At 72.0% G+C, this 12,061-nt stretch carries 11 protein-coding genes; 5 read left to right on the top strand and 6 right to left on the bottom strand.

Features of this window, described 5'->3' with window-relative positions; all coding sequences use genetic code 11:
• Positions 1 to 171: 171 nt before the first annotated feature.
• From AC1Q49_RS06515 to AC1Q49_RS06495, 5 genes are all read left to right on the top strand, one after another.
• Positions 172 to 795, top strand: a complete 624-nt coding sequence (locus AC1Q49_RS06515) for a TetR/AcrR family transcriptional regulator (RefSeq protein WP_101307071.1) — start codon at positions 172 to 174, stop codon at positions 793 to 795.
• Positions 795 to 1,490, top strand: a complete 696-nt coding sequence (locus tag AC1Q49_RS06510; protein ID WP_205281889.1) for a hypothetical protein — start codon at positions 795 to 797, stop codon at positions 1,488 to 1,490. Before AC1Q49_RS06515 ends, AC1Q49_RS06510 begins: the two co-directional genes overlap by 1 nt.
• Positions 1,487 to 3,340, top strand: coding sequence for a YhgE/Pip family protein (locus tag AC1Q49_RS06505; RefSeq protein ID WP_492491240.1), 1,854 nt, complete (start codon positions 1,487 to 1,489; stop codon positions 3,338 to 3,340). Before AC1Q49_RS06510 ends, AC1Q49_RS06505 begins: the two co-directional genes overlap by 4 nt.
• Before the next feature lie 242 nt (positions 3,341 to 3,582).
• On the top strand, positions 3,583 to 4,149 hold the full coding sequence (locus AC1Q49_RS06500; protein ID WP_492491239.1) for an SRPBCC family protein: 567 nt from the start codon (positions 3,583 to 3,585) through the stop codon (positions 4,147 to 4,149).
• Entirely contained in the window at positions 4,146 to 5,591 is a 1,446-nt protein-coding gene (locus AC1Q49_RS06495; protein WP_492491238.1) for a phytoene desaturase family protein, read from the top strand. Before AC1Q49_RS06500 ends, AC1Q49_RS06495 begins: the two co-directional genes overlap by 4 nt.
• 183 nt (positions 5,592 to 5,774) lie before the next feature.
• Here AC1Q49_RS06495 and mnhG read toward each other — a convergent pair whose 3' ends face one another.
• The 6 genes from mnhG to AC1Q49_RS06465 are packed head-to-tail and all read right to left on the bottom strand — an operon-like array spanning position 5,775 to position 12,024.
• A complete protein-coding gene (gene mnhG / locus AC1Q49_RS06490) occupies positions 5,775 to 6,131 on the bottom strand; it encodes a monovalent cation/H(+) antiporter subunit G (RefSeq protein WP_060959635.1) in 357 nt (118 codons plus the stop codon).
• A complete protein-coding gene (locus AC1Q49_RS06485) occupies positions 6,128 to 6,397 on the bottom strand; it encodes an MrpF/PhaF family protein (protein ID WP_060959634.1) in 270 nt (89 codons plus the stop codon). The genes mnhG and AC1Q49_RS06485 overlap by 4 nt, the downstream gene beginning before the upstream one ends.
• Entirely contained in the window at positions 6,394 to 6,975 is a 582-nt protein-coding gene (locus tag AC1Q49_RS06480) for a Na+/H+ antiporter subunit E (protein ID WP_060959633.1), read from the bottom strand. The genes AC1Q49_RS06485 and AC1Q49_RS06480 overlap by 4 nt, the downstream gene beginning before the upstream one ends.
• Positions 6,972 to 8,537: a Na+/H+ antiporter subunit D gene (locus AC1Q49_RS06475; protein ID WP_060959632.1), complete on the bottom strand. Its 1,566-nt coding sequence runs from the start codon at positions 8,535 to 8,537 to the stop codon at positions 6,972 to 6,974. Before AC1Q49_RS06475 ends, AC1Q49_RS06480 begins: the two co-directional genes overlap by 4 nt.
• A complete protein-coding gene (locus AC1Q49_RS06470; RefSeq protein ID WP_492491237.1) occupies positions 8,534 to 9,091 on the bottom strand; it encodes a Na(+)/H(+) antiporter subunit C in 558 nt (185 codons plus the stop codon). Before AC1Q49_RS06470 ends, AC1Q49_RS06475 begins: the two co-directional genes overlap by 4 nt.
• A complete protein-coding gene (locus tag AC1Q49_RS06465) occupies positions 9,088 to 12,024 on the bottom strand; it encodes a Na+/H+ antiporter subunit A (protein WP_061782377.1) in 2,937 nt (978 codons plus the stop codon). Before AC1Q49_RS06465 ends, AC1Q49_RS06470 begins: the two co-directional genes overlap by 4 nt.
• Positions 12,025 to 12,061: the final 37 nt, after the last annotated feature.

The raw sequence follows: 12,061 nt of genomic DNA, 5'->3' as shown, positions 1-12,061 counted from the left end.
AGCTCCCGCAGCCCCCGGTCGTCAAGCTCCCGCAGCCCCCGGTCGTTGAGCGAGCACAGCGAGTCGAAACGCCCCACCGCGCACCACCCGGTCGTTGAGCGAGCGGAGCGAGTCGAGACGCCTCGCTCCCCGAAACTTGCACAACCGTGTGCAAGTTAATACACTGACCCGGTGACGACCACCGCACCCCTCCGTCGGCCCCGCAAGGATGCCGCCGCCAATCGCGCCGGCATCCTGCGCGCCGCAGCGACCACCCTCGCGGTCGACCCCTCCGCCTCGATCGACCAGATCGCCCGCGCCGCGGGTTTGTCCCGGCGCGCCCTGTACGGGCACTTCGACGACCGTCAGGCGCTGCTCACCGAGCTCATCTCCGCCGGCGCCCAGCGCTTCAACGCCATCGCGTCCTCCCTCGACGAACCGCATCCGCCGCTCGCCCTCGCCCGTCTGACCGCGGCCCTGTGGGCCGAGGCCTCCCACGTGCAGGTCGCCGCCGCCCTCGCGCTCGACGAGACGCACCTCGAGCAGACGGCCACCGCCCTCGCGCCGCTGCGACGCGCTCTCGTCGCCGTCGTCCGCGCCGGGCAGGACGACGAGAGCCTCCGGGCCGACATGGCCGCACCGACCCTGGCCCGCCTCATCGAGGAGACGGCGCGCGCCGCCGTCAGCCGCATCGACGCATCGTCGCCCATCGCCGCCTCGCTGGCCGTCCGCGCCGTGCTGAGCATCGCGGGGCTGTCGTGGCGCGAGTCCGAGGCGCTGCTCAACGCCCACCCCGACGTGCTGGAGGCGAACTGATGCGCGTGCACCTCGACGAGGTCCAGAAGGGGCGGCGCGGCGAGGCCCTCGGCGCGACGAGCCTCACCTACCGCAGCGGCCGCGCCACCCTCGCGGTCGCCGAGACCGAACAGCGTCCCACCGTGCTCGGGCTCATCGCCTCGGGCCGCATGCGACCGGATGCCGGCACCGTCTCCCTCGACGATGCGGACGACCGCCGTGCCCACAACGCGCTGCGTCGCCGGGTCGCCCTGATCGACGCCCCCGATGTCAGCGAGCCGGCGCCGAACATCGCGGTGGCCGGTGTCGTCGCGGAGGAGCTGATGTTCGCCGGTCTCGCCTCCGACCCGCTCTCGGCACGGCGGTGGCTCGACGAGCACGATCTGCGCTCGTCCTCGCGTCTGCCGATCGCCGATCTCGCCCCCGCGCACCGTCTGCGCATCCTGCTCGAGCTGGCCTCGGCGCGTCCCGGCGTGGACGGCCTGGTCCTCGTCTCCCCCGACCGCCACGGCGGCGACCCCGCCCAGTGGTGGGAGCTCGCCGAGGAGTTCGCCGACCGCGGCTTCGCGGTGCTGGTCATCGCGGGCGAAGCGGCAGCCGCCGTCCTGTCCGATGCCTCGGCATCCGCCCCTCAGCATCCGTCGAGCGCCCGCGTCCTCAAGCCCAGTCGCGTGCGCCTGCGCCCCACCACCCCCCTCGCCGGAGGCCACCGATGAAGATCCCCGCCATGATCGCTGCCGAGCTGCGGCGCCTGACGGCGACGCGGATGTCGGTGCTCGCGCTCGTCGCCCTCATGCTCGTGCCCGTCCTCTACGGCGGCCTCTACCTGTGGGCCAACCAGGACCCGTACGGCCACTTCTCCGAGGTTCCGGTCGCGCTCGTCGATCTCGACGAGGGGTCGGGCAGCGGCGCCGACGCGGCCCAGTACGGCAGTCAGGTCTCGCAGCAGCTCATCGACGGTCACGCGTTCGACTGGCGCGCGCTGAGCGAGGCGGATGCCGCGACCGCCCTCCACGACGGCACGGTCGACTTCATCGTGACGATCCCCTCCGACTTCTCCGCCGCGCTGGTCTCCTCCGGCGGATCGGCCCCGCGGCAGGCGACGATCGGCTTGCAGACCAACGACGCCAACAACTACCTCGCCTCGACCATCGGCACGCAGGCCGTGGAGAAGATCCGCCGGTCGGTCGCGGAGCTCGTCGGGCAGGAGGCCGCCTCGCGTCTGCTCACGGGGCTCAGCGACATCCGCGCGCAGCTCGTCCAGGCCACCGATGGCGCGACGACCCTCACCGACGGCGCCCAGCAGGTCGCGGACGGCAGCACGACGCTGGCGCAGGGCACCGCGACCCTGGCGACCGGTGCCGCGACGCTCACGGGCGGCGCCACCCAGGTCGCCGACGGAGCGGCCCAGGTGGCCGACGGTGCCGCCCAGGTCGCCGACGGGACGGCGACCCTCGACGGGTACGCCGACCGGGCCGCCGCCGCGGGGCAGGACGTCGTGGACAGCCTGCCGCAGGCGCGCGCCGACATCGCCGCGCTCCTGGCACAGCAGGGCGTCGACCAGGCGACCATCGACCGCGTCCTCGCCTCGCTCGATCCCGTCGGGGATGCCGCGCGCACCGGCAACGCGCGCCTCCAGTCGGCGGTCGCGCAGGTCGACCGCCTCGCCGCCGGCGCGGCACAGGTGGCTTCCGGTGCCGCCCAGGTCTCGTCCGGAGCCGCCCAGGTGGCGTCGGGCGCCGGGGCGCTCACCGACGGGGCGAACCAGGCGGCGACGGGAGCGGCGACGCTCTCGTCGGGCGCCGGTCAGGTGGCCTCGGGTGCGGCGCAGCTGCGCGACGGGCTCGCCTCGGGCGTGCAGGCCATTCCCGACACGGATGCCGCGACCCGCGACGCCCAGGCCAAGGTGATCTCCGACCCGGTGGCCGTCGACTCGAGCGCGCAGACCTCGGCCGGCGACTACGGCGCGGGCCTCGCGCCGTTCTTCGCGGCGCTGGCCGGATGGATCGGGATCTACGCGCTCTTCCTCATCGTGAAGCCGATCTCGCGCCGCGCCGTGACGGCGCTGCGCTCCCCGATCCGCGTGACGATCGCCGGCTGGCTGACACCGGCGCTGCTGGGCAGCGTCGGCATGGTCGCCCTGTTCGCGGTGCTGTCGTTCACCCTCGGCTTCCGTTTCGCCAACCCGCTCGGCACCCTCGGCATCCTGATGCTGGCGTCGTTCACCTACGCGGCCATCATCCTCGCGCTGAACGTGTGGCTCGGGTCGGTCGGCCAGTTCGTGGGTCTGGTGATGATGGTGCTCCAGCTGGTGACCGCGGGCGGCACGTTCCCGTGGCAGACGCTTCCGGCGCCGCTCGCCGCGCTGCACCACATCCTGCCGATGGGCTACGTCGTCGACGCCATGCGCCAGCTGATGTACGGCGGCGACCTCGCCCGGGTGAGTACCGACATCGGCGTGCTGCTGCTGTGGCTCGGCGGGGCGCTCGCGCTGTCGGCGGTGGGCGTCACCCGGATGACGCACCGCCGGACGCTGCGCGACCTGCAGCCGAGCCTCATCGGCTAGCCCCGCCCGCGCCGGTCGGGCGGCGGGCGTCTGCTGCCGTCTTCAGTCTGGATGGGGGCGCATCCCTCCCGGAGCCCCGGAATTCCGGGGGTCGCGCCCGGCGGCACCGGCCGGGAGACTGAATACGGAACACCGGACCCCCACCCGCAGCCTCGGCCGGGCGGCGCGGCGAGACGGCCTGTCAAGGCCCCTCGCCCCGCGGCGTTCCCGCCTACGATCGGAAGGGACCCGGAGGAGACCCCATGGCGACCGCCAGTGTCCGACTGTTCGACTGCACCCCCGACGACGTGTTCGCCGTGCTGGGCGACGGCTGGGTGTATCCGGCCTGGGTGGTGGGCGCCTCGCGCATGCGCGCCGTCGACCCCGAGTGGCCCGCGGAGGGCGCCCACATCCACCACTCCCTGGGCGCGTGGCCCGTGCTGGTCGACGACGACACGCAGATCGTCGAGTGGTCGCCCCCGCGGCGCCTGCGCCTACGGGCCAAGGCGGGCCCGTTCGGCCGCGCCGTCGTGGTCATCGAGGTGCGGCCCCGCGGGGAGGGCTGCGTCGTGCGCCTGGCGGAAGAGCCGGTCGGCGGCGCGGGACGCCTGCCCCGGTTCCTGTGGGCGCCGTTGCTGCACCTGCGCAACGAGGAGACGATCCGGAGGCTGCGCTACCTGTCGGAGGGCCGCCGTCGCGAACGCGACGCCGCGCAGACCTCCGCGCGACCCGCCGTGCCCGACCCGGCCGGCGGCACCCCCGATGCGGATGCCGTGGCCGACGCCGCCGAGGCGACGGATGCGCACGACGCGGCGGCGGGAGTGGCGTGACCGACGTCGAGGTGGTCGGCTCGGGACCCAACGGCCTCGCCGCGGCGGTCACGCTCGCGCGCGCCGGACTCTCGGTGCGGGTGTTCGAGCGGATGCCGCGGTGGGGCGGCGGTGCCCGCACGGCGGAGACCGTCGCCCCCGGTTTCCGGCACGACACGTGCTCGGCGGTGCATCCGCTGGCGGTGGCGTCCCCCTTCTTCCGCGCGTTCGGCCTCGCCCGGCGCATCCCGTTCGTCACCCCGGAGATCTCGTTCGCCCACCCGCTCGGCGCGGCGGACGGGGGGTCCGGGATCGCCTACCGCGACCTCGACCGGACGGTGGCGGAGCTCGGACGCGACGGCGCCGCGTATCGACGGCTCCTCGGCCCGCTCGCCGCCCGCGCACGCGAAGTCGCGCGGTTCACGGGATCACCGCTGCTGCGCGTGCCGCCGCATCCCGTCGTCGCCGCGCGGTTCGGGATGCGGGCGCTGCAGCAGGGCAGCCCTCTCTGGAATGCGGGCTTCGCGGAGCGGGTGGCACCGGCGATGATGACGGGCGTCGCGGCGCACGCGATCGCCCCGCAGCCCAGTCCGGTCGCGGCGGCCGCGGGTCTCGCCCTGCAGGCGCATGCGCATGCCGCCGGATGGCCCCTTCCGATCGGCGGCTCCCAGGCGATCTCCGATGCCCTCGCCGACGATCTCCGCGCGCACGGCGGTGAGATCGTCACCGATCACGAGGTGACCTCGCTCGACGAGCTCACCGCGGCGGCGATCGTGCTCGACGTGACCCCGCGCGCGCTGATCCGACTCGCCGGGCACCGGATGCCGGCCGGCTACCGGAGCCGTCTGGAGCGCTTCCGGTACGGCAGCGGGTCGGCGAAGGTGCAGTTCGCGCTGTCGGGGCCCGTCCCCTGGGCCGACGAGCGCATCGCGCGCGCCGGCACCGTGCACATCGGCGGCACGCGCGAGCGCATCGCCGCGGGCGAGCGGGAGGTGCTGGCGGGGCGGCACGCGGCATCCCCGTACGTGCTCGTGGCGCAGCCGTCGGTGTTCGACTCCACCCGCGCCCCGGCCGGGCAGCACGCGCTCTGGGCGTACACCCACGTCCCGACGGGTTCGACGGTGGATCAGACGGAGGCCGTCACTCGCGCGATCGAAGAGGTGGCCCCCGGGTTCCGCGACGTCATCCTCGCCACGCGCGGCACGACCGCCGCCGAGCTCGCTCTCGACAACCCCAACTACGTGGGCGGCGACATCGCCGCCGGCGCCGCGACGCTCCCGCAACTGCTGGCCCGCCCCGTCCTGAGCGCGGACCCGTGGCGGACGCCGCTGCCCGGCGTGTACCTCTGCGGAGCCTCCACCGTGCCGGGCCCGGGCGTCCACGGCCAGTCGGGATGGTTCGCGGCCCGCAGCGTGCTGCGCCACGAGTTCGGCATCGCGCGGACACCGTCCCTCGCCCCCTGACCGCGCGGGCGCGCGGCGGGAAGGATGTCGGAGCCGGGCCGGTCACCCCCCAGTTCCGCGCCCGGCTCCCGACCCTTCGAGTGTGACGCCTCGGAAGGGAGCCGCGTCGTCCGTCCACAGGTGCGGATCGGAGATCTCCGATCCCCCGGGTTGTGGAGGAGGGTACGCGCCGTCGGCGGGTGCTCAGCCGCCGGCGCCGGGGGGCGTCCGGCGGGCGGCGTCGAGCTCGTCGACGTACAGCGAGCGCTCGTCGATCGTGCCGTTGCGGTAGGCCTGACGGCCGACCATGTGCGCCGACAACGGCGCGGTCGCCAGCTGCATCATCACGATGGGCACGAGGAAGGCGATGACGGGCCACGACCGCAGCGACAACGCGATCGCGAGGCAGATGAGGATGAGACCCAGCACCTGGGGCTTGGTGGCGGCGTGCAGCCGAGTGGGCACGTCGTGGAAGCGCAGGAGCCCGATCGCGGCGGTGATGCAGAGCAGCCCGCCGATCAGCACGAGCACGAGGGCGGCGGTGTCGAGGATCTCGTTCATCGGTCGGTGTTGTCCCTCCGCGCGACGAAACGGGCCACCGCGATCGAGCCGAACACGCCCACCGCGGCGATGATGAGCAGCGCCGGCAGCGAGCGGGTGTGATGGTTGATGACCATGTCGGCGCCGAGCGCGCACATCACCAGGGTCAGCAGCACGTCGGATGCCACGGCGCGGTCGAGGATCGACGGCCCGACGATGATCCGCCACAGCGTCAGGAGCCCGGCGATCGCGAAGACGACGTAGACGGCGACGATCAGGACGTTCATCGGCCCGCACCCCCTTCGCGCGGGCTCTGGGCACCCGCGGTGCGGATGGCGGCGAGCTGGGCGCGCGACCCCACGGCGCGGACGATACGCGACTCCCAGCCCTGCACCGCGCGGCGCTGGTTCTCCACGTCACGGTCCGACGAGACGCCGATGACGTGCAGGTAGAGGATGCGACGGTCACGATCGACGTCGACGATGAGCGACCCCGGGATCAGCGAGGCGGTCACGCCGACGTGCGCCATGATCAGGTCGTCATCGGTGCGCAGCGGCACGGCGATGACCGCCGTGCCCGGGTAGCGCCGTGGGTTCAGCGTCTGCCAGGCGACCAGCAGCGAGCCGCGGATCAGCGCCAGGAAGAACATCACGACGAACACGGCGCCGTACCAGATGTTGACGCGGCCGGAGAGCTCCACGGGGGGAAGGCGGAAGACGCGGGTGACCACGATCGCGACGATCAGCCCCGTGACGGCGGCGAGCACCGTGAACTGTCCCCACAGCAGCATCCAGAGGGCGACGAGCCAGACGAAGAAGGGGAGCTGGCGCCACACGGCGGACGCGACCGAGGTGGACGGGCTCACGATCCGCCTCCTTCATCGAGCTGCACGAGCGTGACCGGCGTCAGGAGGGCGTCGCCGATGCTCGCGCACAGCGCGTACAGCGGTCCCGCGAAGATCGTGAGGGCGACCGTGACGGCGACCATTCCCGCGGTCGTCGCCGTCATGATGCGCGGAATGACGCGTCGCGCGCCCTCGTCGTCGGCGGCCGGGGCATCGCCGAGGTAGGAGATGCGGTCGACGACGCCGGTCTCCTCGGTGTGGTCGTCGTCCTCGCGCCAGAAGGCGAGGTTCCAGGCGCGCATGAGCGTGTAGAGCGTGAGCAGCGAGGTGACGATGCCGCCGATGATCAGCACGTACATCAGGGGCGTTCCCACCTCGGCGGCGGCGTCGAAGAGCGCGAGCTTGCCGATGAACCCGGAGAACGGCGGCAGACCGCCCAGGTTGATGGCCGGGATGAAGTAGAGCACGGCGATCACCGGCGCGGCGCGCATCAGCCCCTTGACCTTGAGGATCGAGGTCGATCCGGCTCGCCGCTCGATCAGTCCCACCGCGAGGAACAGCGTGGTCTGCACGATGATGTGGTGGACCATGTAGTAGATGGTCGCGCCGAGGGCCAGCGGGGTGGCGATGGCCAGTCCGAAGACCAGATAGCCGACGTGGCTGACGAGGGTGAACGACAGGATGCGCTTGAGCTCCGCCTGCGCCAACGCGCCGAGCACGCCCACGATCATCGTGGCGAGCGCGACGATCAGCAGCAGGGTGTTGACGTCGTTGTCGCGGAAGATCTGCGTCTCGGTGCGGATCATCGCGTAGACGCCGACCTTGGTCAGCAGGCCCGCGAACACCGCGGTGACGGGGGCCGGAGCGGTCGGGTACGAGTCCGGAAGCCAGAACGACAGCGGGAAGACCGCGGCCTTGATGCTGAAGGCGAGCAGCAGCATCAGGTGCAGCACGAGCTGCGTCGAGTCGGGCAGCTCGGTCATGCGCTCGGCGAGCTGCGCGATGTTGACGGTGCCCAGCGCGCCGTAGATCGCGGCGATCGCGGCGAGGAAGAGGATCGACGACACCAGCGACACCACGATGTACACGACGCCGGCGCGGATGCGGGACTCGGTGGATCCGAGGGTGATGAGCACGTACGAGGCCACGAGCAGGATCTCGAAACCGACGTAGAGGTTGAACAGGTCGCCCGCGATGAACGCGTTGAAGATGCCCGCCGACAGGATCAGGTAGGAGGGGTGGAAGATCGTGACGGGGGTGTCGTCGTCGCCGTCGGCGGCGCCCTGCCCGACCGAGAAGAGGAGGACCGCGAGCAGCACGATGCTCGAGATGACGACGAGCAACGCGGCGAGACGGTCGACGTACAGCACGATGCCGAACGGGATCGGCCAGCCGCCCACCGACACGGCGATCGCCTGCCCCGACGAGTCGACGGTGTACAGGAGCACGGCGGCGATCGCCAGCACGAGCGTGAGGGTGACGACGGACACGCCGACCTGCACGCGGCGCTGACGACCGAAGACGAGCGCGATACCGGCCCCGAGCAGGGGGAGGGCGACGAGGAGCGGGACGAGGGCGTTCACCGCGGCTCACCTCCCTCGTCGCGGCGACCTCGCGCGTCGCCGCGCGGGCGGTCCACGGGGGCGTCGTCGCGGATGCCGTCGAGATCGCGGTGGTGCAGGACGGTGATCGGCGCCGTGTCGGTGCCGATGAAGTCGGTCGTCGCGTCGTCGTCGTCGTCCTCGATCGAGGTCTCGTCGTCCATCTGGTCTTCCTCGACGGTGCCGCGATCACGCACGGCGATGTCCTCTTCGTCGTCGACGACGGTGTCGGCCTGGCCGAGCTGCCACGACCGGTAGATGAGCGCCAGCAGGAAGGCCGACACGGCGAAGGTGATGACGATGGCCGTCAGGGTGAGCGCCTGCGGCAGCGGATCGCTCATCTCCTCGACATCGCCCGACCCGAAGAAGGAGGCGACGCCGGGACGACCCATCACGATGAGCAGGAAGAGGTTGGTCGCGTTGCCGAGCAGCAGGAACCCGATCAGCACGCGGGTGAGGCTGCGCTCCAGCATCGCGTACACGCCGCACGCGAAGAGCACCGCCATGATGATGACGAGCACCGCGGACACCGTCATGAGACCGTCACCCCCCGCTCGCGCAGCTCCTGCGTCTGGCGGTCGACCTCGCCGCCGAGCGAACGCAGCACGTCGAGCACGAGGCCGATGACGACCAGGTAGACACCGATGTCGAAGAGGGTGGAGGTGACGAACTCGATGTGGCCGATGACGGGGATCTCCGTCTCCCAGAACCAGCTGGTCAGCGGCGGCAGGCCGAACAGCAGCGGCACGACGGCGCACGCGACGGCCAGCGTCATGCCGGCGCCGAGGAGCCGTCCCGCGTCGGTCGGCGCGGCCGCGCCCAGCTCGTACCGGCCACCGGCGACGTAGCGCATGACCAGCGCCATGCCCGCGACGAGGCCGCCCGCGAATCCGCCGCCGGGGAGGTTGTGCCCGGCGAAGAGCAGATAGATCGAGACGACGATGATCGTGTGGAAGAGGATCCGGACGATGACCTCGAGCATGATCGACCGGTTCTCGGGGCGCACCTTCTGCCCGCCGACCAGCCAGGTCTGTCGCGTGCTGCCGGGAGCGCTCGCGCGCGGTCGGGGGCCCTCGTCGGTCTCGATGAGGGGTCGCCGGGTGCGCGTCGCGCCCGTGGGCAGCGCCGAGATCGACCGCGAGATGAGATCCGAGCGGTGCGTGACGAACACGAGGGATGCCACGCCGGTCGCCGCCACGATGAGCACGGACAGCTCGCCCATGGTGTCCCAGCCGCGCAGGTCGACGAGCGCCACGTTGACGACGTTCTTGCCGTGGCCGAGCTCGTAGGCGAGCTCGGGGAAGCGCTCCGAGATGGGTGTCGCCACCCGGGCGCCGGTGGCCACCATCGCGACCATCGCCATCGTCGCCCCCACGGCGACCGCGAGGATCGCGCGCGCCAGCGGCAGCACCGACGCGTTGTGCTCGCCGAGTCGGGCGGGGATGCGGCGCAGCACCAGCGCGAAGGCCACGAGGGTGACCGTCTCGACGAGGATCTGCGTCAGGGCGAGGTCGGGTGCGCCGCTGGAGGCGAACAGCGCGATCATGCCGAGCCCGGTGGCCGAGACGAGCACGACGCCGGTGTAGCGCTTGCGTGCCCGGACGGCGAAGATCCCGGCGATGATCATGATCGGCGCGACGACCAGCTGCATGGGGGTCTGCCACGCATCCAGGGAGATCTGCCACGACGGGCTCGCCAGCAGGGCGGTGCCCTCGGCGGCGACGAACACGACGAAGATCGTGCCCACGTACACCGGCAGCGAGCCGCGCTGGGTGAACGTGGTGGTCCACACCGCCAGGCGCGCGATGACGCGCAGGGACGCGTTGTAGACGTCGGCCGCGGTGAAGGGCAGGATGCGGCGCGGGACGAGTCCGGTGCGCTGGGCCAGCCAGAACAGCACGGCGCCGAGGGCGATGCTGCCGAGCGAGAGGAAGAGCGCGGGCTCCCATCCGTGCCAGAGCGCGAGGTGGTACGGGTACCCGTTCTCCCCGCCGGCGGCCGGAAGGGTGTCGGCGTAGCCGGAGAACGCGGCGTCGAGCAGCGGCGCGGCGAAGCCCGCGACGACGGTGAGTGCCGACAGCAGCACCGGCGCGGCGAGGAATCCCATCGGCGGGTCGGGCCACACCGTGACCGGCAGCGGCGTGCCGGCGGCATCCTTCTTCGTCCAGAACGCGCCCCACACGAACCGCAGGCCGTACGCCGTCGTCAGCACCGAGCCGAGCACGATGCCGACGAGCGGGATGAGGGCTTCCGGGCGCGACCCGCCTTCGAGCAGCGAGGTCAGCACGGCCTCCTTCGCCACGAATCCGACCGTGGGTGCCAGTCCCACCATCGAGGCGATCGCGATGATCGAGAAGACGGCCAGCGTCGGGGCCTGGCGGCCGACTCCGGACAACTCGCCGATGTCACGCGTGGAGAGCTGCCGGTCGATCACGCCCACGACCAGGAACAGCGACGACTTGAACAGCGCGTGGCCGATCAGCAGCGCGAGACCGGCGAGCGCCGAGTTGCGCTCCCCGTAGCCGAGGACGACGGTGAGCATGCCGAGCTGGCTGACGGTGCCGAACGCGAGGATGCGCTTGAGGTCCGACTCGCGCAACGCCTGGAGGCCGCCGAGCAGCATCGTGAACAGGCCCAGGCTGATCACGATCGGACGCCAGAACTCGCTGTGCGCGAAGGCCGGAGCGAGGCGGGCGATGAGGTAGATGCCCGCCTTCACCATCGCGGCCGCGTGTAGGTAGGCGCTCACCGGCGTCGGCGCCGCCATGGCGCCCGGGAGCCAGAAGTGGAAGGGGAAGATGGCCGACTTGCTGAGTGCGCCGACCAGCAGCAGCACGATCGCCACGTTCAGCAGACCTTCGCTGCCCGGCCTCAGTGTCGCGGTGCCGCCGACGATGGCGGCCAGGCTGTTGGTGCCGTAGATCACCGCCATCATCACCGCGCCGACGAACATGACGAGGCCGCCGAGGGTCGTCACGAGCAGCGCCTGCAGCGCGGCACGGCGGCTCGCGCCACGCGCGTGGTAGAAGCCGATGAGGAGGTAGGACAGGATGCTGGTGATCTCCCAGAGCATCACGAGCACGATGATGTCGTCGGTCAGGACGAGGCCGTACATCGCTCCCGCGAAGCCGAGGAGGACGGCGGCGAACAGGCCGACGCCCTGCTTCTTGCCGTCGAAGTACCAGCGGCAGTAGATCAGCACGAGGGCCCCGACGCCGGTGACGATGAGCGTCATGAGCCAGCCCAGCGTGTCCATCCGCATCGACAGATCGATCCCGAGCTGCGGGATCCACGACACCGATTCCGTCGGCACCCGACCGGCGATGACTTCGGGGGTCATGAGCAGCGCGTGGACGAAGGCCACGACCGGCAGGACCGCCGCGACGAGGAACGCCCGTGGGCCGATGCGACCGAACAGCCATGGCAGCGACAGCGGAACGACCGCGAACGCAGCCAGGAGCACGAGCAATCTGGCCTCCTGACAGGTCGCGGGGGTCGGATTCCCA

The sequence above is a fragment of the Microbacterium sp. MPR-TSA4 genome, assembly GCF_058792815.1.
The sequence above is the reverse complement of the archived record's forward strand: the minus strand, read 5'-3'. Positions and strand labels throughout refer to the sequence as shown.

Bases quoted from the DNA above. Each gene is read 5' to 3' on its own strand.
- AC1Q49_RS06510 (WP_205281889.1), top strand. From the start codon at position 795: ATGCGCGTGCACCTCGACGAGGTCCAGAAGGGGCGGCGCGGCGAGGCC.
- AC1Q49_RS06500 (WP_492491239.1), top strand. From the start codon at position 3,583: ATGGCGACCGCCAGTGTCCGACTGTTCGACTGCACCCCCGACGACGTG.
- AC1Q49_RS06505 (WP_492491240.1), top strand. From the start codon at position 1,487: ATGAAGATCCCCGCCATGATCGCTGCCGAGCTGCGGCGCCTGACGGCG.
- AC1Q49_RS06470 (WP_492491237.1), bottom strand. From the start codon at position 9,091: ATGACGGTGTCCGCGGTGCTCGTCATCATCATGGCGGTGCTCTTCGCG.
- mnhG (WP_060959635.1), bottom strand. From the start codon at position 6,131: ATGAACGAGATCCTCGACACCGCCGCCCTCGTGCTCGTGCTGATCGGC.
- AC1Q49_RS06485 (WP_060959634.1), bottom strand. From the start codon at position 6,397: ATGAACGTCCTGATCGTCGCCGTCTACGTCGTCTTCGCGATCGCCGGG.